We start from the raw sequence: 20,869 nt of genomic DNA on the forward strand, positions 1-20,869 counted from the left end.
CTTGTCTGCCTAGCCTTGGGCCTGCTTCACCAGCCCGGCGATCACGTCACGCACCGACATGCCTTCGGCGCGGGCGGCGAAGGTCAGCGCCATGCGGTGCTGCAGCACGGGCTCGGCCAGCGCGTGGACATCGTCGAGCGACGGAGCGAGGCGGCCCTCATAGAGCGCGCGGGCGCGGGCGCAAAGCATCATCGCCTGGCCAGCGCGCGGGCCGGGGCCCCAGGCGACGTTCTTGTCGGTGGCGGCGTTGCCCTGGCCGGGACGGGCGGAGCGGACGAGCGCCAGGATTCCATCGACCACCTTGTCGCTGACGGGCATCTGGCGGATCAGCGTCTGGATCTCGATCAGCCGCTCGGCGCTCAGCACGGCCTGCGGCCTGGTTTCGGCCAGGCCCGTCGTGTCGAGCAGGATCTGTCGTTCGGCGGCGAGTTCGGGGTAGTTGACATCGACCTGCAGCAGGAAGCGGTCGAGCTGCGCTTCGGGAAGCGGATAGGTGCCTTCCTGCTCCAGCGGGTTCTGGGTGGCGAGCACGTGGAAGGGCGTCGGCAGATCGTAGCGCTGGCCGGCAACGGTGATGTGGTACTCCTGCATCGCCTGCAGCAGCGCCGACTGGGTGCGCGGCGAGGCGCGGTTGATCTCGTCGGCCATCAGGAGCTGGGCGAAGACGGGGCCCTTGACGAAGCGGAAGGAGCGGCGGCCGGTCTCGTCCTGGTCCATCACTTCCGAGCCGAGGATATCAGACGGCATCAGGTCGGGCGTGAACTGGATGCGGTTGGCGCCGAGGCCGAGCACTTCGCCGAGCGTGGTGACCAGCTTGGTCTTTGCGAGGCCGGGGACGCCGACGAGCAAGGCGTGGCCGCCCGAGAGCACGGCAAGCAGCGTGTTCTCGACGACGCTCTCCTGGCCGAAGATCACCTTGGAGACCTCGCTCCTGACCGTGGCGATATCGGCAAGCGCTTTTTCCGCCGCGGCGACGATCGCCTTTTCATCGAGGGGGGCTTCGGTCTTCATCATACCCATCAGGCATCTCTCCAGCGGCTGATCTCATTCGTCGCGGATCGTCGGACTTTTACACGTGTGCCTCATACCCGATAGAGTTATGAAGATGTTGCGGGCTGACAAGTTCGTTTCGAATGACTATCTCGTGACATTTCCTGGGTTAAGTGCAAACAGAGACGGAACAATGGCAACCGAAGAGATCAAGGCAGCGACCGATGCCGCGGATCTGGCCGCGCTGATTTCGCGCGCCGCGGGTGATAATGGCGACGCGAAACGCGGTCTTCCGCCCGTCGAGAAATGGAATCCGCCCTTCTGCGGCGATATCGACATGGAAATCCGCGCCGACGGGACGTGGTTCTACATGGGAACGCCGATCGGTCGCGCGCCGCTGGTGCGGCTGTTTTCCACGGTTCTGCGCAAGGATGAGGACGGCAAGACCTACCTCGTAACTCCTGTGGAAAAAGTCGGCATCCGGATCGTCGATGCGCCGTTCCTGGCTGTCGAGATGAACGCCTCGGTGAAGGGCGGGCAGGCCGTGCTGACCTTCCGCACCAATGTCGGCGACGTCGTGGAGGCTGGCGGCGAGCATCCGCTCCGGTTCGTCATTCACGGCGATAACAACGAATTGAAGCCATACCTGCATGTGCGTGGCCGGCTGGAAGCGCTGGTGTCGCGGGCCGTGATGTACCAGCTCGTGGAACTCGGCGAGACGATCGATGTCGACGGGGTCGCGATGTTCTGCCTGCGATCGGGCGGCGAGACCTTTCCCGTCATGCCGGCCGCCGAACTGGATGCGCTGTCGCGATGACAAAGGTCCATACCAGGGAGGTCGCGCTTTACTCCGCCGCTGAATTCAGACGCCGGGCGATGCACCAGATGGGCGGGCCGGTCGATCTGTCGTGGCGCGAGCATGGCGACCATATCCTGAACCCCGAGATCGTCGCCAAGGTGGAAACGTTCAAACTCAGGGACGCGGCCGTCTTGGTGCCTGTGATCGACGACGGTGACGAGGCGCGGGTGATCTTCACACAGCGCACCTCGACGCTGCGCAAGCATTCCGGCCAGATCGCCTTTCCCGGCGGCAAGATCGACGGCGAGGACGAGACGCCGGAGCAGGCGGCGGTGCGCGAGGCCGACGAGGAGATCGGGCTCAAGGGTTCCTTCGTCGAGACCGTCGGGCGGCTGCCGAACTATCTGGCCTCGACGGGATTTCGCATCACGCCCGTGCTGGCCGTGGTGCGCCCGGGCTTCGATCTCACGCTCAATCCCGACGAGGTCGACGACGTGTTCGAGGTGCCGCTCTCCTTCCTGATGGCGCCCGGCAACCATATCCGCGACAAGCGGATGGTCGACGGGCTCGACCGACATTTCTATCGCATGCCCTATGAAACGAGGATGATCTGGGGCATCACCGCCGGGATCGTCCGCACGCTCTATGAAAGGCTCTACGCATGACCAACCTTGCTCACGAAGCATGGTTCAACGACCCGGCGCTGAAGCGCGTTTTCTCGCTGCTGAATGCCGATGGCGGCGAGGGGCGCGTGGTGGGTGGCGCCGTGCGCAACAGCCTGATGGGGCTCGGTGTCAGCGATATCGACGTGGCGACGACGCTTACGCCCGACGTGGTGATCGAGCGCGCCAAGGCAGCCGGGATCAAGGCGGTGCCGACGGGCGTCGAGCATGGCACGGTGACGCTGGTGATCGACCGCAAGCCGTTCGAGGTGACGACGCTGCGCGCCGATGTCGAGACCGACGGGCGGCGGGCGACGGTGGCGTTCAGCAAGGACTGGCAGACGGATGCCGAGCGGCGCGACCTGACGATCAACGCGCTCTATGTCGGCGAAAGCGGCGAGGTGGTCGATCTCGTCGGCGGGCTTGCCGATATCGAGAAGCGCAACATCCGCTTCATCGGCGATGCCGCAACCAGGATCAAGGAAGACTATCTGCGCATCCTGCGCTTCTTCCGCTTCTTCGCCTATTACGGTTCGGGACGGCCGGATGCGGATGGGTTGCGGGCGGCGGCGGCGGCGCGCTCCAAGCTCGCGACGCTGTCGGCAGAGCGGGTGTGGTCGGAGATGCGCAAGCTGTTGTCGGCGGAAAATCCGGGGCGGGCACTGTTGTGGATGCGCACGGTCGGCGCGCTGACGGAAATCCTGCCGGAAACGGAGAAGTGGGGCATCGATGCGATCCCGGCGCTTGTCGCCACCGAGAAGGCGCTCGGCTGGACGCCCGATCCGCTGCTGCGGTTGGCCGCGATCGTGCCGCCCGACGCCAAACGGCTCGAGGCGATGGCGGCGCGGCTGAAGCTTGCCAATGCGGAAGCCACGGTGCTCAAGGCCTGGGCGAACGCGGCTCCCATCAACGACGAGATGTCCGTCGCGGCCTTCGACCGCCTGCTTTATCGCAACGGTTCGCAGGGCATCACGACGCGGCTGCGGCTGGCGCTCGCGGTGGCGCGCGGCAAGGCCGAGGGCGACATGGCGGAGATGGCGCGATCAGCGCGGCTGAACAAGCTGCTCGACCATGCCAATGCCTGGGTGAAGCCGAGTTTTCCGGTGAATGGCGGGGATGTGATGGCGGCAGGGATAGCCGCCGGCCGGCAGGTCGGTGAGACGCTGGCCGCTCTGGAGCATCAGTGGGTGGAGGAGAACTTCGCCTCCGACCGGGCGACATTGCTCGCCCGGCTTTCAGATCGCGTAAAATAGGCAGATCGCCAAGATCAGGCCGCGTTCGCTTCGTTGCGGATGCGGGCCTTGATGTTGTCGACCATGTTTTCGCGGATGATGGTTTCACCATGCGCGGACTTCATATGATCGACGGCGCGGCGCACGACTTCGGCGTCGTCGCTTGCGCGGGTGTGCCAGCTGCATCCGGGGACCAGCGTTCCACATTCGAAAAGTCTCATCGTCTCCTCCTGACTTGAGTTCCGCTCTTGCGTTCTGTGGGAATGCTCCAGGGACAGGAAGGTTCCGGCCGGTTGCCGCACCGGCCGTAGGGATCGCCATTTCGCGATCATCGATGTGTCCGGTCCCCGGACTGTTCAGGCCACATCATCAAAAGCGTGTGGGCCTGAATCCTCAACCCGATTATTCGGGCCGATTATTCGGGCATCGCCCATGCACGGTAGCAATCCGTGCGTGCGCTGCTGTGCTGGCTCCTGGCGCGGCGCGACGGCTCCTCGGCGGAAAGGCCGCCGGCGAGTTGAAGCTTTACCTGTTCCACGAAGCAGGAAAGGGGCAGGTCGGAGCCGCTCTTGGCTTTCAGCGCCTCGGCCAGCCTTGTGAGCAGCTCGGGCGTATCGATTGGGCGGGGTGGCTGTTGGACACCTGTCGCCGCCGGTGTTCCACTCTGTATCGTCATTACAATCCTCCTCCGATTGTTAGGCGCGTACATGCATGAAATGGGTATCCGGTCCGCTTATTAAAAGCCTCTCACGTGCAATTTACCAAGCTTGCTGCCGATCTTTCCTCCCAGTTACGGCCAGCGAACGGCGGGGGGCAGCGATGAGAGAATGGACTCGACATTCCCACCCGTTTTCAAACCGAAGATCGTTCCCCGGTCATATAGCAGATTGAACTCGACATATCGCCCACGGCGAATCAATTGTTCTTCACGATCTTGTTCTGTCCACTGTTTATTGAAGTTGGAGCGAACAATCCGTGGATAAACCATCGCGAAGGCGCGGCCGACATCGCGGGTGAAGGCGAAGTCGGCGCTCCAGCCGCCGGCTTCCTCGGCCGAATGCAGCCAGTCGTAGAAGATGCCGCCGATGCCGCGCGCCTCGTTGCGGTGCTTGAGGAAGAAGTATTCGTCGCACCACTTCTTGTAGGCGTCGTAATCGGCGACGCCGGCGTGGCTGCGGCAGGCGATCTCCATCGCCTTGTGAAACAGCCTTGTGTCGTCGTCTTCCTGGGTGCGACGGCGGTCGAGCACCGGCGTCAGGTCCGCGCCGCCGCCGAACCAGCGGCTCGAGGTCACCACCATGCGGGTGTTCATGTGCACGGCGGGGACATTGGGATTGACCGGATGGGCGATCAGCGAGATGCCGGAGGCCCAGAAACGCGGATCGTCCTTGGCGCCCGGCATCTGGGCGCGCAGGTCGGCGCTAAACTCGCCATAGACGGTGGAGGTGTGGACGCCGACCTTCTCGAAGACGCGGCCTTCCATCATCGACATGCGACCGCCGCCACCCGCACCGTTCTCGCGCTGCCAGTCCTTGGCGACGAAGCGGCCCGGTTCACGATCGGAAAGCGGTCCTGTGAGTTCATCCTCCAACGCTTCGAAAGAGGCGCAGATCTGGTCGCGCAGGCCCTCGAACCAGGTGCGGGCCAGCTCCTTCTTGTCCTCGATATCCGCGGGCAGGCCGATCGGAAGTTCGGGTCGTTCCATAGTCGTCGTCTCCGGTACGCGCGCGGGCCAATTTCGAGTCGTGCCCGCTTCAATCGCCCCTGATAGCAGGTCGTCCGGCGGAGCGCCAACCGCGCCAGCGCGTTGGTGAGCAGGCTTCAGATTCGACTCGCAATGTTCAGGCTTCGATACTACCTTTCCATTAGAGGTAGGTTGTATGACGAAGATCCCAGGACCGCCGTCATTTGACGGTTTGAAGCGAAGGATTGCCACGCACCGGGCCGAGGGGCACGCCGCGCAAGAACGACCGGTTCGTGCGGCAGACCTATTGCCTGGCGCTGCTCGATGCGCGCGCCAAGGCCCGCGAGTGGTTCGACGAGTACCCCAAGGCCGCCTACTGGACCGAGGTCGAGAGCTGGCGACAGCTCGACGGCGACCAGATCGAGTTCACCATGCGGCGCCTGCCATCGGCCGATTGACGTCTATTCGGCGGCGTTGCGCAGGCGGCTTTCAATCAACAGGCCGCTTTCATCCAGGATCGGGTGCGCCACGGAGACGATGTGGGCGTTGATGCGCTTCAGGTCGCGCAGCATGTCGAGATGCAGCGAACTGGTCTGCAGGCTGTCGGCGCGGCCGTCGCGCAGGCGTTCCAGATGGCGCTCCGAGGACTGCTTCTCCATGCGGCGCACTTCCACCTTCACTTCCATCAGCTGCCGGGCGAGATTGAAATCGCGGGTGACGAAGATCGTCTGGGCGATGCGCAGGTTTTCCAGCGTCAGGTGGAAGAGCTTGCTGAGCTCCTCATAGCCGTCCTCGGAGAATTTCAGGCCGAGCGAGACCTTCTTGGCGACCTGCGGCAGCAGGCCCTTCTCGATGATGTCACCGATGTGCTCGAGGTTGATGGCGTAGTCGATGATGACGATGGAGCGGCGTCCGTCCTCTTCGCTGAGGCCGCCGCGGCCGAGCTTGGAGAGGTAGATCTTCACGTCCTGCTGCAGGCTGTCGACACGCTTCTCCAGCGCTCCGATCTCCGTCAGCTTCGCCATGTTGTTGCGTTCGAAGGCATCGGCGGCGCGATGCAGCATGCGCTCGATCAGGTCTCCGACGCCAAGCACTTCGCGGGTGGCGCTGGCGAGCGCCACGACAGGCGTGGAGAGTTCCTGCGGATCGAGATAGCGCGGGGCGTTGTCCGCCTGCTCGTCCTCGGGGACCATCTTCAGCATCAGGCGCGACAGCAGACGCGAGAAGGGCCAGGCAAGCGCCGCGAGCAGGAGGTTGAAGCCGAGATGGGCGTCGACCGGGAGCTTGGCCGGAGACAGCGGCAAGGTTTCCAGGAGCTCGGCGGCGAAGCCCGCGAGCGGCAGCGCGATCAGGCAGCCGATGGCGCGCACGATCAGGTTGCCGAGCGTGACGCGCTTGACCGAGGCGGGGCCTGAAAGCGAGGCGATGACCGGCGGGATGGCGCCGCCGAGATTGGCGCCGAGCACCAGCACGATCACGAGGCCTGCCGACAGGATGCCCGTCGAGGCGAGCGACAGGATCAGGACGACGGCGGCGAGGCTGGAGGAGGAGATGAAGGCGATCCCGGCCGAGAAGGCGAGCGCCACCGGCCAGGCATTGTCGAGCAGGCCGATGAAGGCCGAGAGCGCCGGCGACTGGCGCATCGGCTCCGTGGCGCTGCTCAGGAGATGCAGCGACAGCAGCATGAGGCCGATGCCGATCAGCGCCTGACCGCCGCCCTGGCGGGAGGTCGAGCCGCCGCGATAGAGCACGATGCCCGCGAGGATGACCAGCGGCGACAGCCAGGCGATGCCGGTTGCGACGATCCAGGCGGTGACGGCGGTGCCGACATTGGCGCCCAGAAGCACGATCTGCGCCATGCGCGGCTTGACCAGCTCACGCTCGACGAAGGAGGCGACCATCAGGGCGGTCGCGGTGGAGCTTTGCAGGGCGATGGTTGCGAGGAAACCGGAGAGGAAGGAGCGCAGGCCGCTCTTGGTGCCTGATGCAAGCCCGGTCCGCAGTCGCGCGCCGAAGGCCCGGTTGACGCCATCCTTGACCTGCGACAGGCCGAACAGCAGCAAGGCCACGGCGCCGAACAGGTTGATCATGACGATGGTGGATTCCATGCGGGCCGGTCTTTTTCTATCTCTTGGCGTCCTAAGTGGCGCGTTCTGCGACTCTTTCCTGATGGCAAATCATTGAAATATCGGCACATCGTCCGATTTTTTGTTTGCCCGGCTAAAAATTATACGCCTGATCGGCGATTTCACAACGCCGTTCGCGACATTATCCGCCGCCGAACCGGCATTTCGATGGCGGGATCAGGACCAGACGGTCTGGCGCATGGCTTCGCCCGTGATCATCGCCGCCGAGACGGCGACATTGATCGAGCGCTGTCCCTCGACCATCGGTACGAGGATGCGGGCATCGGCGGTGTCATGCACATGATCGGGAACGCCGGCGCTTTCGCGGCCGAAGAGCAGGATGTCATCAGGGCGGAAGCGGAAGTCGGTGTAGCGGCCGGAGGCCTTGGTGGAGGCGAGCACAAGGCGGCGGCCGGTGGTTTTGCGCCAGTCCTCGAACCGCTCGAAATTGATATGGCGGGTGAGGGCGGCGGCAGCGATATAATCCATGCCGGCGCGCTTGAGATTGCGGTCTGAGATGTCGAAACCGGCGGGCTCGATGATGTCGACGGCGAAGCCGAGGCAGGCGGCCAGCCGCAGGATGGTGCCGGTATTGCCTGCTATATCGGGCTGATAGAGTGCTATTCTGAGGTCCGCCATGATCGCCGCCGTTTGATCGCTTCCGTTCGGCCTGACCTAGCGCGAGTGCGGTTTTGGTGCAACAGCCTGGTTTTTGGGCGTGAATCTTCGACATTCGGCAAGTAGGGGCTGGAATTCCGGCCGATTTCGCGTTATCGGTGCATATCTTCAATCGCCAACAAGGGAGCGCCAAGATGAATGCATTGCCGTATGTCAGCCTCCCGTCCGTCATCGTGCGGATCATGGCGACCCGACGCTCCTAAGCGTCTTCTTCTTTCTGATTTCCCATCGTTAATCCATTGCGCGGCCATATTGGCCTCGTCCCTTGAACGTCCGCTGCCCATATAAGCCGTTGCGCGTCCGCGCCGGCCAGGGCCGGAACGCTGAAGTTCGGAGCATTTTCATGTTTGGCTGGTTTGAACAGCGCCTCAATCCCTTCCCCGACGAGGAACCCGGCGTTCCTCCCAAGGGGCTCTTTGCCTTTTGCTGGCACTATACGAAGCCGGCGGCGCCCTGGCTTGCCGCCATGGCGGTGCTGACGATGCTGATCGCGGTCGGCGAAGTCGCCTTGTTCCGGTTCCTCGGCAACATCGTCGACTGGCTGACGCAGGCCGATCCGAAGACCTTCCTCGATACCGAGGGCTACAAGCTCTACTGGATGGGCGCGCTGATCCTGATCGGCCTGCCCGTGGCGGCGGTGGCCGATTCCGTCATCATGCACCAGGTGCTGATGGGCAACTACCCGATGATCGCCCGCTGGCAGATGCACCGTTTCCTGATGCGTCACAGCATGACCTTCTTCGCCAACGAGTTCGCCGGACGCGTGGCAACCAAGGTGATGCAGACGTCGCTCGCCGTGCGCGAGACGGTGATGAAGATCCTCGACGTCTTCGTCTATGTCGTCAGCTATTTCATCTCGATGATCATCGTCATCGCGGCGGCCGACTGGCGGCTGATGATCCCGATCCTGGCATGGCTCGGCGTCTACATCGCCATCGTCGCCTACTTCGTGCCGCGGCTGCGCAAGATCGCGGCGATGCAGGCGGACGCGCGTTCGCTGATGACCGGCCGCGTCGTCGACAGCTACACCAACATCGCGACGGTGAAGCTGTTCTCGCATGCCGGCCGCGAGGAGACCTACGCCAAGGAGGGCATGGACCAGTTCCTGCAGACCGTGCACCAGCAGATGCGCAAGGTCACGATGTTCCACGCACTGGTCTACTTCAACAACTGCGTGGCGTTGTTCGTGATCTCGGGCCTGTCGATCTGGTTCTGGCTGAACGGCGGCATTTCGGTCGGCGCGATCGCGATCGCCATCGGCCTTGCCATGCGCGTCAACAGCATGTCGCAGTGGATCATGTGGGAAGTCTCGGCGCTGTTCGAGAATATCGGCACGGTCTACGACGGCATGGAGATGATGGCGAAGCAGCACGACATCACCGACAAGCCGGGCGCCTCGTCGCTATCGGCCAAGAAGGGTGCGATCCACTACGACCGGATCGGCTTCCACTACGGCAAGGGCAAGGGCATCATCGAGAACCTGACGCTCGACATCAAGGCGGGCGAGAAGGTGGGCCTGGTCGGCCGCTCCGGCGCCGGCAAGACGACGCTGATGAACCTGCTTCTGCGCTTCTACGATCTGGAAGGCGGCCGCATCACCATCGACGGCCAGGACATCTCGCATGTCTCGCAGGAAAGCCTGCGCGAACTGATCGGTGTCGTCACGCAGGACACGTCGCTGCTGCACCGCTCGATCCGCGACAACATCGCCTACGGCCGTCCGGATGCGACGGATGCGGAGGTGATCGAGGCGGCCAGGCGGGCGAACGCCTGGGACTTCATCGAGGGTCTCGTCGACATGCAGGGGCGCAAGGCGCTCGACGCGCAGGTCGGCGAGCGCGGCGTGAAGCTCTCCGGCGGCCAGCGCCAGCGTATCGCGATCGCCCGCGTGTTCCTGAAGGACGCGCCGATCCTGGTTCTCGACGAGGCGACCTCGGCGCTCGATTCCGAGGTCGAGGCCGCGATCCAGGAGAACCTGTTCGCGCTGATGGAGGGCAAGACCGTCATCGCCATCGCCCACCGGCTGTCGACGCTGACGGAGATGGACCGGCTGGTCGTGCTCGACAAGGGCAAGATCATCGAGGCCGGCTCGCACAACGAGCTGGTGGGGCAGGGCGGCGTCTATGCCGATCTCTGGAACCGCCAGTCGGGCGGCTTCCTCGCCGATCACTCGGAGGAGGCGGAAGCGGCCGCCGAGTGACCACGCCCGCCATCAATTGAAAACGCCCTCCCTGGGATATCGGGAGGGCGTTGTTGTTTCCAATCAGTCGCTTGGCTGTGTCTGTTCAGTGCCTGTCGGCACTCAGGCTGTCCGCCCAGTCGATGACGCGATGGCCTTCGACCGCCATGCTGCTGGCGAAGGCCAGCGTGCGCAACGCCATGAGCCGACGCTGCTCTTCCGTATCGATCCATGCGGCTACGGCTTCCGCCACGACCTGGTCGTGCGGTACGCCTAGCTGCTCCGTGACCGCATCGAGTCTTTCCGCCAAAGGCAACGGTATGCTCGACACGAGTGTCCTCTTTTGCATTGTGGCCGTCTCCCGTGAAATCTCATGCTATTCCCACATTGTGGCGGGACATGTCTCATTCAACGACGATGCCGTCGATGTTACCAATCATTACGAAAATATAAGGTTGGTCCGGCGAGCGGATTGCTTTCCCCATCCGGCGGATAAGCCTATATCGCAAATATGCTCCTAAATCGACTCTTTCGTGCCTTTGAGACCTGGATCGACCCCTTCCAACCGCGCGACAACATCCAGCCGCCGCGGTCGACGAGCGGCTTCGTCTGGTTCTACATCGGCCAGGCGAAACTGCCCTTCATCGCCATGCTGGTTCTCGGCGGGATGTCGGCCGCGATCGAGGCGGCGCTGTTCTGGTTCGTCGGCCGGGTGGTCGACATTCTCGCCAGCATCACGCCTGAGGTCGGCTGGAACGGGCTCCTGGCGACCTACGGCTTCGAGCTGTTCGGCATGCTCTTCCTCATCGGCCTCGTGCGCTTCGTCGTGCAGCTGTTGATCGCGCTGGTCGACCAGCAGGTGATCACGCCCGGCTTTTACAATCTGGCGCGCTGGCAATCCTATCTGCATGTGTCGCGGCAATCGCTGTCGTTCTTCCAGAGCGATTTCTCCGGGCGGATCGTCACCAAGGTGTGGTCGGCGGGGCAGGCGACGGGCGATCTCGTGACCTCGCTGATGGAGAGCGTCTGGTTCGTCGGCATCTATGCGGCGACGACGCTGGTTCTCGTCGCGCGTCTCGATCTGTCGCTGGCGATCGTGGTGCTCAGCTGGCTCGTCGCTTTCGGCATTCTCGCGCGCTACTTCGTGCCGCGCATCCGCCGCCACTCGCGCGATACCGCCGAATCCGCCTCGATGCTCAACGGTCGCATGGTGGATGCCTACAGCAACATCCAGACGCTGAAGCTGTTTGCCAGGGACGAGGAGACCGATCGCTACATGCGGCAGGGCTTCGACACGTTCCAGGCGACGGTGCTGCTCTTCACCCGCTTCATCACCGGCGTGCGCGCCTCCATGGCACTGCTTTCGGGCATCATGATCGTGACGATGGCGGGCCTCAGCGTGCATCTCTGGCTACAGGGGCTGATCAGCTCGGGCGCCGTCGCGTTCTCGCTGGCGCTGGTGCTCAGGCTGAATTTCCTGCTCGGACGCCTGATGACGCAGTTCAACGGCATCATGCGCAATCTCGGCACCATCCAGAATTCGGCGGAACTCATCTCCAAGCCGCTCGCCCTCGTCGACAAACCGGATGCGCCGGATCTCGTCATCGCCGAGCCCGGCATCCGTTTCGACGACGTGTCCTTCCACTATGGAAAGGGAAGCGGCGTGATCGACCGTTTCTCGCTCACCATCGCACCCGGCGAGAAGGTCGGCATCGTCGGACGCTCAGGCGCCGGCAAGTCGACGCTGGTAAACCTTCTGCTCCGGCTCTACGACCTCGAGGGTGGCCGCATCCTGATCGACGGGCAGGACATCGCCAATGTCCGGCAGGAGTCGCTCAGGATGCAGATCGGCGTCGTCAGCCAGGACACCTCCCTGCTGCACCGCTCGGTGCGCGACAACATCCTCTTCGGCCGGCCGGATGCCGGCGAGGCGGGGTTGATCGAGGCGGCGCGGCGCGCCGAGGCGCTGGGCTTCATCCAGCGGCTGGAGGACCAGCAGGGGCGCAAGGGGTTCGACGCGCATGTCGGCGAACGCGGCGTCAAGCTTTCGGGCGGGCAGCGACAGCGGATCGCCATCGCCCGGGTGATGCTCAAGGATGCGCCGATCCTGGTGCTCGACGAGGCGACGTCGGCGCTGGATTCCGAGGTCGAGGAGGCGATCCAGACCAACCTCAACCGGATCATGGACGGCAAGACGGTCCTGGCGATCGCGCACCGGCTGTCGACGATCGCGGCGCTCGACCGGCTGATCGTCGTCGACAGGGGACGCATCATCCAGGAGGGGACGCACGAGGCGCTGCTGCGCGATGGCGGGCTCTATGCCGAACTGTGGGCACGGCAATCTGGCGGCTTCCTGGCGGCCGATCTGGAAGAGGTTTAGGCGGCGAGGATCATTCGCGGTCGGCTGCCTGTCGTCAGCGATCGATGGCGATCTCGGCGATCAGGCCGTAGTGGTTCGAACCGACATTGTCCGCGACCTGGCTGACCGACATCAGACGCAGCGGCGGGCGGGCCAGCACGTGGTCGATGGCGATGCCGAGCTTGCCGGCCCTGACCGGCCATGTGGAGGGTTGCGGAAACGCCGCGTTCAGGCCGGTGGCGCGGACGAAATCCTGGATGCGCGGCGCGATGATGGCCGAGTTGAAATCTCCGGCGACGATGAGCGGCCCGTCCACCGACTTCACGGCGTTGCGCAGATCCCAGAGTTCGCCGACCTGGAAATCGTCGAAATAGGGTTTGGCGAGGTGGACCGAGGCGAGGTGAACAGGCGTGCCGTCGACATCGATCGTTACCTGGACGAGACGGTTTGGCCACAGATCGCCCAATGTGCTGACCGCCTGATCGATAAAGGGCCGCTTGGAGAGTACCAGCGTATCGCAGCCAGGCGTGCCGACGCCGCAGCCGATGCGGTAGGGGTAGGTCGCCGAGATGCGCGAGAGTTCCCGAAGCAGCGGCGCGGCCTCCAGTATTGTGACGAGATCGGCGCCGGAGGCGATCACGGTCTCGGCGATGCGGCCGCTGTTTTCGATATTGTCGTTCTCGATGTTGAAGGACATCAGGCGCAGCAGCGGGCGCGATGCGGCGGTCGCCGGGGCGGCCTCGAATTCCTTCATCATCAGTATGCCATGGGCGGCGAGCACCAATGAAACGGTGACCAGAAGATAGGCGTACCAGTGGCGCTTGATGAGGATCAGGACGAGGCTCGCGGCGAGGCCGGCGAGCGCGAAGTGGACCTGAAAGCTGTAGACGAAGGCAAGCAGCCAAGTGTGCGTGACGTAACGTAAAGAAATGGCGGCAAGTAACAGCGAGACTAGAACACTTCCCACGCAGAATAAAGTGTGTCTCATTGGCTGGTACCGGGCGTGAGCGAGTATTCGTCCGGCCACCTAACACGCAGCTTGATATGTTGCAATGCAACACTGTTGCGGCGGCGCGATTGTCCTAAAGAATCAACTCTCAAGGGCCGCGACATTGTGCCATCTTGCCTTGCCAAGGCTGGACATAATTGATGATCAATAATAGAACGCGGCTTAGTGGGTGGGGAATCTAAGTTCGAATATATGTAAGACAGATTCGTCGCCTTGGAGGGATGGCGTGGAAAATTCCGCGAAATTTGGGCAGAGGATGTTAAGCCGTGAGCGAACACGAAACGACAGGCGGGGTCTCTAGCGAGCCCACACGCCGAGATTTCCTTTATTTAACCACGGGTATGGCAGGCGCCGTCGGCGCCGTCTCTGTCGCATGGCCGTTTATCGACCAGATGCGTCCCGATGCCTCGACGCTCGCGCTCGCTTCGATCGAAGTCGACGTATCGAGCCTCGAGCCTGGCATGTCGCTCACCGCCAAGTGGCGCGGCAAGCCGATCTTCATCCGCAACCGTACACCTGAGGAAGTGAAGGCTGCGAATGATGTTCCAATGGCGGATCTCAAGGATCCGGTCGCGCGCAACGCCAACCTCGCCGCCGACGCGCAGGCGACGGGTGTCGACCGTTCGGCCGGCAAGGACAAGGAGAACTGGATCGTCATGATCGGGTCCTGCACCCATCTCGGTTGCGTTCCGCTCGGCCAGGCCGGCGAATACAACGGGTGGTTCTGTCCCTGTCATGGCTCGGTCTACGATACGGCCGGCCGCATACGCAAAGGCCCGGCGCCGCAGAATCTCGCGATTCCGACCTTTTCGTTCGTTTCCGACAAAGTTATCAAAATCGGTTGAGGGGGACTGATTTATGAGTGGCCAATCCAGCTACGAGCCATCAACCGGCCTTGAGAAGTGGATCGATGCGCGCCTGCCGCTGCCTCGTCTCGTCTATGACAGCTTCGTCGCCTATCCGGTTCCGCGCAACCTGAACTACGCCTACACCTTCGGCGCAATGCTCTCGGTCATGCTCGTCGTGCAGATCATGACCGGTGTCGTGCTCGCCATGCACTACGCGGCGGAAACGTCGGTTGCCTTCAATTCCGTCGAAAAGATCATGCGCGACGTCAACTATGGCTGGCTGCTGCGCTACATGCACGCCAACGGCGCGTCGTTCTTCTTCGTCGCGGTCTATCTGCACATCGCGCGTGGCCTCTACTATGGCTCGTACAAGGCGCCGCGCGAAATCCTCTGGATTCTCGGCGTCCTCATCTATCTCCTGATGATGGCGACCGGCTTCATGGGCTACGTGCTGCCCTGGGGCCAGATGTCCTTCTGGGGCGCCACCGTCATCACCGGCTTCTTCTCGGCATTCCCGCTGATCGGCGAATGGGTGCAGCAGTTCCTGCTCGGCGGCTTCGCGGTCGACAATCCGACGCTGAACCGCTTCTTCTCGCTGCACTACCTGCTGCCGTTCGTCATTGCCGGCGTGGTCGTGCTGCACATCTGGGCGCTGCACGTCACCGGCCAGACAAACCCGACCGGCGTCGAAATCAAGACCAAGACCGACACCGTGCGGTTCACGCCGTACGCCACGCTCAAGGACGCGCTCGGCGTTTCGGTCTTCCTCCTGGTCTACGCCTATTTCGTCTTCTACCTGCCGAACTATCTCGGCCACGCCGACAACTACATTCCGGCTGATCCGCTGAAGACGCCGGCGCATATCGTGCCGGAATGGTACTTCCTGCCGTTCTACGCGATGCTGCGCTCGATCACCTTCAACATCGGCCCGATCGATTCCAAGCTGGGCGGCGTGCTCGTCATGTTCGGCGCGATCATCGTCCTTTTCTTCCTGCCATGGCTCGACACGTCGAAGGTCCGCTCGGCCGTCTATCGTCCGTGGTACAAGATGGCCTACTGGCTGTTCGTGATCAACGCGATCATCCTCGGCTGGCTCGGTTCGCAACCGGCGGAAGGCCTCTACACCACGATCTCGCAGATCAGCACGCTGCTCTACTTCGCCTTCTTCCTGATCGTCATGCCTGTCCTGGGTCTCGTCGAGACACCGCGCCGGCTGCCGAACTCGATCACCGAGGCGGTGCTGGAGAAACGCAACAAGTCAGTCGCTGCCCAAGCGGCCAAGGCATGAGCGGGCGGCGAGAGGGAACACACATCATGAAAAAGCTTGTTGCAAGCATACTGTCACTGGCATTCGCCGGCTGTCTCGGGACCGCGGCGCTCGCACAGGACCCAAAGCCCGGCGCACAGCAGGAGACCGCGGCCGCCCCGCACTATCCGATGAAGGAGCCCAAGGAGGTCGATTGGACCTTCGCCGGGCCTCTCGGCTATTACGACAAGGGCCAGTTGCAGCGCGGCCTGAAGGTCTACAGCGAGGTCTGCGCGGCCTGCCACTCGATAAAGCTGGTGCCGTTCCGCATGCTCGGCGACCTCGGCTATTCGGACGCGCAGGTCAAGGCGTTCGCCGCCAACTACGAAGTCCAGGACGGACCGAACGCGGCGGGCGACATGTATACGCGCAAGGCCGTGCCATCCGACTACTTCCCGTCGCCGTTCCCCAATGCGGAAGCGGCAGCGGCCTCCAACAACGGTGCGGCGCCGCCTGACTTCTCGCTGATCGCCAAGGCCCGTGAGATCGAACGCGGCTTCCCGAAGTTCATCTTCGACATCTTCACGCAGTACCAGGAAGGCGGGCCGGATTACATCTACTCGCTGCTGACGGGCTACGAGAACCCGCCGGCCGGGACGACGGTGTCGCAGGGCCAGCACTACAATCCCTATTTCAATGCCGCCTCGGTTCTGGCCATGCCGCCGCCGCTGTCCGACGGGCAGGTGACCTATGACGATGGCACTCCGGGGACGGTCGATCAGTACGCCAAGGACGTTGCCTCGTTCCTGATGTGGGCCGCCGAGCCGCATCTGGTCGATCGCAAGCAGACCGGTTTCATGGTCATGGTGTTCCTCTTGATCTTCACCGTCCTAATCTACCTCACCAAGCGGTCGGTCTACGCCCGCAAGGAGCAGTAGGGTATCGCAAAGGCTTGATTGGAAAGGCGCTCCCCGGGGCGCCTTTTTTGTTGGTTCCCGTGGATGCAGTTGATAGGGTGCAGCCGATTTCATGCCTACACACTGGACATTCCATGACCGACACGACCTCGGAGCTCGCCGCCGCCATCCGCTCCATCCGGGACTACCCGAAGCCCGGCATCATCTTCCGCGACATCACCACGCTGCTCGGCAATGCGCGGGCTTTCCGGCGCGCGGTGGACGAGCTGGTGCAGCCTTATGCCGGGACGAAGATCGACAAGATCGCCGGCATGGAGGCGCGTGGCTTCATTCTCGGCGGCGCCGTGGCGCATCAGCTTTCGGCGGGTTTCGTGCCGATCCGCAAGAAGGGCAAGCTGCCGCATGAGACCGTGCGCATCGCCTACAGCCTGGAATACGGCGTTGACGAAATGGAAATGCATGTCGATGCGGTGAAGCCGGGCGAGAAGGTGATCCTCGTCGACGATCTGATCGCCACGGGCGGAACCGCCGTCGGCGCCACCCAGCTTCTGCGCCAGATGGGCGCCGAGGTGGTGTCGGCCTGCTTCGTCATCGACCTGCCGGATCTCGGCGGGCGGGCGAAACTGGAAGCGCTCGGCGTCGACGTGCGCACGCTGGTCGAATTTCCGGGTCACTGAGCGGGCCTCCACGAAAGGCTCTGGTCTAGAGCGCGATCCGACGCCCTATTCGAATTCCAGCACGCTGCTTTCGAACCTGACAACCGGGACGCCCGCGACATGGCCCTCGCAGAGGATGGTGTTGAGGATGCGTCCCGGGCGCGAGGCCAGTGGCCGGCTCGACAGCAGGGTGACGGCGTAATCGACGGTTTCGCCCGCGAAGACCGGGCGTATCCATTGCAGGTCCTTGAAGCCGGCGGCCGGGCCGAGCTTGGGCGGCGTGTGGCCTTCGCTCGCCAGTTTCCTGCTTTCGGCGATCCAATAGGCGACGAAGGTCGTCATCCAGCCGGCGCATGTATGCCAGCCCGAGGCGCAAAGGTCGCCGAACAGGCTTTCGCGCGCGGCTTGCCTGTCCACATGGAAGCGCTGCGGATCGTAGCGCGTCGCGAAGCGGATGATGTTTTCCTCGGTGAAGGCGTAGCTTCCCGTCTCGGTCCTTTCACCGAGCGCGTAGCGATCCAGCATCCTCATGCGCTTGCTCCCGTGCCTGTCTGCGCCGGGGCGGCCATGCGGAACATGATCGCGTTTTCCGACAGGCATACCAGTTCGCCGCGCTGGTTTTCCAACTCGTGGCGGAACTTGACGATGCCGATCCCGGGACGCGAGCGCAACGCGCGCGCCTCGAGCACGGTGGAGTGGCCGGCGAGCGTGTCGCCGGCGATGACGGGTCTGCGCCATTCCATGATGTCGATGCCCGGCGAGCCTTCCGACAGCGAATGCAGCAGGTAGCTGTCGATCATCATCCGCATCAGCATCGCCGATGTGTGCCAGCCGGATGCGGCGAGCCCGCCGAGAATGCTCGCGCGCCCGGCCGCTTCGTCCGTATGCATCGGCTGCGGGTCGAACTCGCGGGCGAATTCGACGATTTCCTCGGCGGAGACGGCTGTCGGTCCAAGCGGGAAGCGGCGACCGGGTTGAAAATCCTCGTAGGCCAGTATCTGATCGGACAAATTCGTCTCCACGTCATAGGCGTTTCGTCATGATTACAATAGCATGCGGCGTCACTCAACGATTCCAGCGAGAATTCCGCATGTCCGAACTGAAGTCGATCCTTGACGAGGCCGAGCGCGAGGGGATCATCCCGTCGCAGGCGTCCGAGCGCCTGTTGTCGTTTCTCGTCGCCCGCGGCGTGCGCGCGGATGCCACGGTGTCGGCGGTACGGGACCGGGCAACGGGAGGGGCGGCATTTTCGGATACGGAGACGCCGAGCTTCGTGCGCGGCTTTCACGACGTGCTGATCACCATCGGTATCGTGGTGGCGCTTGCGGGGCTCTGGGGCGTCGGCTCCATCTACGCGGTCCTGCCGGCCATCATCGTGCTCGCGGAAATCCTCGTGCGCCGCCAGCGGCTGGCGTTGCCGGCGGTGGCGCTGACCATCGCGCTGGCCTTCTGGACAGCGTCCGTCTCGGCCCTGCTGCTGCAGGGATCGCATCAGATCGTCGGGCTCGGCGACAACAACGAGGGGCTGCAATACACGCTGGCCTTCCCCGTCGTGCTGGGGCTTTTCTATCTGCTCTACCGGATACCGCTTGCCTTCGCGCTGGCGATCATGGGGGCGGTGGTCGTGGCGCTGCAGCTCGTCCTGCGCCTGCTCGGCTGGCTGAGCGGCGATCCGCTCTTCGCCGTCACCCATGGCGGCGTCCTGTCGGTGCTGGCGGTCGTCTGCGCGGTCGGGCTGTTCGCGCTGGCGATGCGCTTCGATCTGATGGACCCGCTGCGCCGCACGGTCAATTCCGACATTGCCTTCTGGCTGCATCTCGGCGCCGCGCCGGCGCTTTTATACAGCATCCTGTGGCTGTCGGGCGGCGGAGGAGGGGCGCTCGGCGGCCTCGACACGGTGTCGATGCGCACGCCCGTGGTGGTCGTTACCGTGATGGCGCTGATGCTGGTGGGGCTGATCATCGACCGACGCGCCTTCGTGACGTCGGGGCTGGTATCGCTGGGCGCCGCGCTCTACGGGATCTTCCGCCAGGGCAATGCGCAGGTCGATACCTACATCTTCATCACGCTGCTCGCGGTGGGCGTGATCGTTCTTGTCATCGGCACGGGGTGGATGCCGCTTCGGCGTTCCGTCGTGCGCCGTCTGCCTGATGGCATTCGAAAAAGACTGCCGCCGGCCTAAAGCGTGCCGCGATCCTTCGGATTCGTTCATCACGCTTCAAGTCTTTGTTCTGTCGCATGTCGCGCAAGACCGCTGAACAGTCTTGCGAGACACGCTCCAGGCGGCAATCTTCTCGTCTCGAAATCAGGTGTTGAAGCGGAAGTGGATGACGTCGCCGTCCTGGACGACGTATTCCTTGCCTTCGTCGCGCCCCTTGCCGGCTTCCTTGGCGCCGACTTCACCCTTGAAGTTGATGTAGTCGTCGTAGCCGATGGTGAAGGCGCGGATGAAGCCGCGCTCGAAATCGGTGTGGATGACGCCTGCCGCCTGCGGGGCCTTGGTGCCGCGGCGGATGGTCCAGGCGCGGGTTTCCTTGGGGCCGACCGTGAAGTAGGTGATCAGGTCGAGCAGGTGGTAGCCGGCGCGGATCAGACGGTCGAGGCCTGCTTCAGACAGACCGAGCGCCGAGAGGAACTCGGTTGCTTCCTCTTCCGGCAGCTGCGCCACTTCGGCTTCGATCGCCGCCGAGATGATGACGCATTCCGCGCCCTGCTTCTCGGCCATTTCGGCAACCGCCCTGGTGTGCTCGTTGCCGTCGACGGCGTCGCCCTCGGCGACGTTGCAGACGTAGAGGACCGGGTGCGAGGTCAAGAGGTTGAGGCCCTTGAGGATCTCGATCTCCTCGGGCGCCAGCGTCTTCAGGAGAAGACGGGCGGGCTTGCCTTCGTTGAGGAGCTTGATGACCGCTTCCATGACCGGGAGCTGAGCCAGCGATTCCTTGTCCTTGCTGGTGGCGCGCTTGCGGGTCTGCTCGACGCGGCGCTCCAGGCTTTCGAGGTCGGCGAGCATCAGCTCGGTCTCGATCGTGTCGGCGTCGCCGACCGGGTTGATGCGGCCTTCGACGTGGGTGATGTCGTCATCCTCGAAGCAGCGCAGCACGTGGACCACGGCGTCGACTTCGCGGATGTTGGCGAGGAACTTGTTGCCGAGGCCTTCACCCTTGGAGGCGCCGCGCACGAGGCCGGCGATGTCGACGAAGGAGATGCGCGTCGGGATGATTTCCTTCGAGCCGGCGATGCCCGCCAGCTTCTGCATGCGCGGATCGGGAACGGCGACTTCGCCGGTGTTCGGCTCGATCGTGCAGAAGGGATAGTTCGCCGCCTGCGCCGCCGCCGTCTTGGTGAGTGCGTTGAAGAGGGTCGACTTGCCGACATTCGGCAGACCGACGATACCGCATTTGAAGCCCATGGCTGAAACCTGCTGTTCTTGAATTCCTTGGCCGTGCGTATGGGGTAAAAGCCGCCTCCGGGTCAAGCTTTTCGA

At 63.5% G+C, this 20,869-nt stretch carries 21 protein-coding genes and 1 pseudogene; 11 read left to right on the forward strand and 11 right to left on the reverse strand.

Annotated features, from left to right (window positions below; all coding sequences use genetic code 11):
- Positions 1–9: 9 nt before the first annotated feature.
- Positions 10–1,020: a MoxR family ATPase gene (locus P3R82_RS13130; RefSeq protein ID WP_183899347.1), complete on the reverse strand. Its 1,011-nt coding sequence runs from the start codon at positions 1,018–1,020 to the stop codon at positions 10–12.
- Positions 1,021–1,183: 163 nt separating this feature from the next.
- On the opposite strand from P3R82_RS13130, the gene P3R82_RS13135 reads away from it, so the two are divergent.
- Genes P3R82_RS13135 through P3R82_RS13145 form a run of 3 tightly spaced genes read left to right on the forward strand, consistent with a single transcriptional unit; the run spans position 1,184 to position 3,704 of the window.
- The gene (locus tag P3R82_RS13135; protein ID WP_283194160.1) at positions 1,184–1,807 is read left to right on the forward strand and encodes a DUF1285 domain-containing protein; all 624 of its coding nucleotides are present in this window, start codon (positions 1,184–1,186) and stop codon (positions 1,805–1,807) included.
- Positions 1,804–2,454, forward strand: a complete 651-nt coding sequence (locus P3R82_RS13140) for a CoA pyrophosphatase (protein WP_283194161.1) — start codon at positions 1,804–1,806, stop codon at positions 2,452–2,454. Before P3R82_RS13135 ends, P3R82_RS13140 begins: the two co-directional genes overlap by 4 nt.
- A complete protein-coding gene (locus P3R82_RS13145; protein ID WP_283194162.1) occupies positions 2,451–3,704 on the forward strand; it encodes a CCA tRNA nucleotidyltransferase in 1,254 nt (417 codons plus the stop codon). Before P3R82_RS13140 ends, P3R82_RS13145 begins: the two co-directional genes overlap by 4 nt.
- Positions 3,705–3,718: 14 nt before the next feature.
- On the opposite strand, the gene P3R82_RS13150 is transcribed toward P3R82_RS13145, so the two are convergent.
- From P3R82_RS13150 to hemF, 3 genes are all read right to left on the reverse strand, one after another.
- Positions 3,719–3,904 carry a DUF1059 domain-containing protein gene (locus P3R82_RS13150; RefSeq protein WP_018897362.1) on the reverse strand — a complete coding sequence of 62 codons (186 nt, stop codon included), beginning with the start codon at positions 3,902–3,904 and terminating at the stop codon, positions 3,719–3,721.
- A gap of 194 nt (positions 3,905–4,098) precedes the next feature.
- The gene (locus tag P3R82_RS13155; RefSeq protein WP_283194163.1) at positions 4,099–4,359 is read right to left on the reverse strand and encodes a hypothetical protein; all 261 of its coding nucleotides are present in this window, start codon (positions 4,357–4,359) and stop codon (positions 4,099–4,101) included.
- Positions 4,360–4,473: 114 nt separating this feature from the next.
- Complete coding sequence (gene hemF / locus P3R82_RS13160) at positions 4,474–5,388, reverse strand: oxygen-dependent coproporphyrinogen oxidase (RefSeq protein ID WP_283194164.1); 915 nt, start codon at positions 5,386–5,388, stop codon at positions 4,474–4,476.
- A gap of 175 nt (positions 5,389–5,563) precedes the next feature.
- On the opposite strand from hemF, the pseudogene P3R82_RS13165 reads away from it, so the two are divergent.
- Positions 5,564–5,825 (forward strand): annotated as a pseudogene (locus P3R82_RS13165) (hypothetical protein).
- A gap of 3 nt (positions 5,826–5,828) precedes the next feature.
- Here the strand turns inward: P3R82_RS13165 and P3R82_RS13170 are convergent.
- Both P3R82_RS13170 and P3R82_RS13175 read right to left on the reverse strand, forming a co-directional pair.
- Positions 5,829–7,475, reverse strand: coding sequence for a Na/Pi cotransporter family protein (locus tag P3R82_RS13170; protein ID WP_283194165.1), 1,647 nt, complete (start codon positions 7,473–7,475; stop codon positions 5,829–5,831).
- A gap of 195 nt (positions 7,476–7,670) precedes the next feature.
- Positions 7,671–8,132, reverse strand: a complete 462-nt coding sequence (locus P3R82_RS13175; protein ID WP_283194166.1) for a tRNA (cytidine(34)-2'-O)-methyltransferase — start codon at positions 8,130–8,132, stop codon at positions 7,671–7,673.
- A gap of 382 nt (positions 8,133–8,514) precedes the next feature.
- Here P3R82_RS13175 and P3R82_RS13180 point away from each other — a divergent pair, with 382 nt between their 5' ends.
- On the forward strand, positions 8,515–10,371 hold the full coding sequence (locus P3R82_RS13180) for an ABC transporter ATP-binding protein (protein WP_283194167.1): 1,857 nt from the start codon (positions 8,515–8,517) through the stop codon (positions 10,369–10,371).
- Positions 10,372–10,456: 85 nt separating this feature from the next.
- On the opposite strand, the gene P3R82_RS13185 is transcribed toward P3R82_RS13180, so the two are convergent.
- Positions 10,457–10,699 (reverse strand): hypothetical protein, encoded by a 243-nt coding sequence (locus tag P3R82_RS13185; RefSeq protein WP_183899338.1) that lies wholly within the window; start codon positions 10,697–10,699, stop codon positions 10,457–10,459.
- Between the two features lie 162 nt (positions 10,700–10,861).
- On the opposite strand from P3R82_RS13185, the gene P3R82_RS13190 reads away from it, so the two are divergent.
- Positions 10,862–12,730, forward strand: coding sequence for an ABC transporter ATP-binding protein (locus P3R82_RS13190; protein ID WP_283194168.1), 1,869 nt, complete (start codon positions 10,862–10,864; stop codon positions 12,728–12,730).
- A 34-nt stretch (positions 12,731–12,764) separates the two neighbouring features.
- Here the strand turns inward: P3R82_RS13190 and P3R82_RS13195 are convergent, their stop codons facing one another.
- A complete protein-coding gene (locus P3R82_RS13195; protein WP_283194169.1) occupies positions 12,765–13,697 on the reverse strand; it encodes an endonuclease/exonuclease/phosphatase family protein in 933 nt (310 codons plus the stop codon).
- Between the two features lie 287 nt (positions 13,698–13,984).
- Here P3R82_RS13195 and petA point away from each other — a divergent pair, with 287 nt between their 5' ends.
- From petA to P3R82_RS13215, 4 genes are all read left to right on the forward strand, one after another.
- Entirely contained in the window at positions 13,985–14,563 is a 579-nt protein-coding gene (gene petA / locus P3R82_RS13200) for a ubiquinol-cytochrome c reductase iron-sulfur subunit (protein ID WP_183899335.1), read from the forward strand.
- 13 nt (positions 14,564–14,576) lie between these two features.
- Entirely contained in the window at positions 14,577–15,854 is a 1,278-nt protein-coding gene (locus tag P3R82_RS13205; RefSeq protein ID WP_183899334.1) for a cytochrome b N-terminal domain-containing protein, read from the forward strand.
- Between the two features lie 26 nt (positions 15,855–15,880).
- Entirely contained in the window at positions 15,881–16,750 is an 870-nt protein-coding gene (locus P3R82_RS13210) for a cytochrome c1 (RefSeq protein ID WP_183899333.1), read from the forward strand.
- Between the two features lie 113 nt (positions 16,751–16,863).
- A complete protein-coding gene (locus P3R82_RS13215) occupies positions 16,864–17,406 on the forward strand; it encodes an adenine phosphoribosyltransferase (RefSeq protein ID WP_183899332.1) in 543 nt (180 codons plus the stop codon).
- 45 nt (positions 17,407–17,451) lie between these two features.
- Here the strand turns inward: P3R82_RS13215 and P3R82_RS13220 are convergent, their stop codons facing one another.
- On the reverse strand, positions 17,452–17,916 hold the full coding sequence (locus P3R82_RS13220) for a MaoC/PaaZ C-terminal domain-containing protein (protein WP_283194170.1): 465 nt from the start codon (positions 17,914–17,916) through the stop codon (positions 17,452–17,454).
- Entirely contained in the window at positions 17,913–18,395 is a 483-nt protein-coding gene (locus P3R82_RS13225) for a MaoC family dehydratase (RefSeq protein WP_283194171.1), read from the reverse strand. The genes P3R82_RS13220 and P3R82_RS13225 overlap by 4 nt, the downstream gene beginning before the upstream one ends.
- Before the next feature lie 80 nt (positions 18,396–18,475).
- Here P3R82_RS13225 and P3R82_RS13230 point away from each other — a divergent pair, with 80 nt between their 5' ends.
- Complete coding sequence (locus P3R82_RS13230) at positions 18,476–19,567, forward strand: hypothetical protein (RefSeq protein WP_283194172.1); 1,092 nt, start codon at positions 18,476–18,478, stop codon at positions 19,565–19,567.
- Between the two features lie 123 nt (positions 19,568–19,690).
- Here the strand turns inward: P3R82_RS13230 and ychF are convergent, their stop codons facing one another.
- On the reverse strand, positions 19,691–20,794 hold the full coding sequence (ychF, locus tag P3R82_RS13235) for a redox-regulated ATPase YchF (protein WP_283194173.1): 1,104 nt from the start codon (positions 20,792–20,794) through the stop codon (positions 19,691–19,693).
- Positions 20,795–20,869: the final 75 nt, after the last annotated feature.

It is taken from the genome of Rhizobium sp. AN80A (genome assembly GCF_030053015.1).
Classification (GTDB): Bacteria; Pseudomonadota; Alphaproteobacteria; order Rhizobiales; family Rhizobiaceae; genus Rhizobium; species Rhizobium metallidurans.

Coding starts and splice junctions, on each gene's coding strand:
- P3R82_RS13130 (WP_183899347.1), bottom strand. CDS start 1,020: ATGGGTATGATGAAGACCGAAGCCCCCCTCGATGAAAAGGCGATCGTC.
- P3R82_RS13135 (WP_283194160.1), top strand. CDS start 1,184: ATGGCAACCGAAGAGATCAAGGCAGCGACCGATGCCGCGGATCTGGCC.
- P3R82_RS13140 (WP_283194161.1), top strand. CDS start 1,804: ATGACAAAGGTCCATACCAGGGAGGTCGCGCTTTACTCCGCCGCTGAA.
- P3R82_RS13145 (WP_283194162.1), top strand. CDS start 2,451: ATGACCAACCTTGCTCACGAAGCATGGTTCAACGACCCGGCGCTGAAG.
- P3R82_RS13150 (WP_018897362.1), bottom strand. CDS start 3,904: ATGAGACTTTTCGAATGTGGAACGCTGGTCCCCGGATGCAGCTGGCAC.
- P3R82_RS13155 (WP_283194163.1), bottom strand. CDS start 4,359: ATGACGATACAGAGTGGAACACCGGCGGCGACAGGTGTCCAACAGCCA.
- hemF (WP_283194164.1), bottom strand. CDS start 5,388: ATGGAACGACCCGAACTTCCGATCGGCCTGCCCGCGGATATCGAGGAC.
- P3R82_RS13170 (WP_283194165.1), bottom strand. CDS start 7,475: ATGGAATCCACCATCGTCATGATCAACCTGTTCGGCGCCGTGGCCTTG.
- P3R82_RS13175 (WP_283194166.1), bottom strand. CDS start 8,132: ATGGCGGACCTCAGAATAGCACTCTATCAGCCCGATATAGCAGGCAAT.
- P3R82_RS13180 (WP_283194167.1), top strand. CDS start 8,515: ATGTTTGGCTGGTTTGAACAGCGCCTCAATCCCTTCCCCGACGAGGAA.
- P3R82_RS13185 (WP_183899338.1), bottom strand. CDS start 10,699: ATGCAAAAGAGGACACTCGTGTCGAGCATACCGTTGCCTTTGGCGGAA.
- P3R82_RS13190 (WP_283194168.1), top strand. CDS start 10,862: ATGCTCCTAAATCGACTCTTTCGTGCCTTTGAGACCTGGATCGACCCC.
- P3R82_RS13195 (WP_283194169.1), bottom strand. CDS start 13,697: ATGAGACACACTTTATTCTGCGTGGGAAGTGTTCTAGTCTCGCTGTTA.
- P3R82_RS13205 (WP_183899334.1), top strand. CDS start 14,577: ATGAGTGGCCAATCCAGCTACGAGCCATCAACCGGCCTTGAGAAGTGG.
- P3R82_RS13210 (WP_183899333.1), top strand. CDS start 15,881: ATGAAAAAGCTTGTTGCAAGCATACTGTCACTGGCATTCGCCGGCTGT.
- P3R82_RS13215 (WP_183899332.1), top strand. CDS start 16,864: ATGACCGACACGACCTCGGAGCTCGCCGCCGCCATCCGCTCCATCCGG.
- P3R82_RS13220 (WP_283194170.1), bottom strand. CDS start 17,916: ATGAGGATGCTGGATCGCTACGCGCTCGGTGAAAGGACCGAGACGGGA.
- P3R82_RS13230 (WP_283194172.1), top strand. CDS start 18,476: ATGTCCGAACTGAAGTCGATCCTTGACGAGGCCGAGCGCGAGGGGATC.
- ychF (WP_283194173.1), bottom strand. CDS start 20,794: ATGGGCTTCAAATGCGGTATCGTCGGTCTGCCGAATGTCGGCAAGTCG.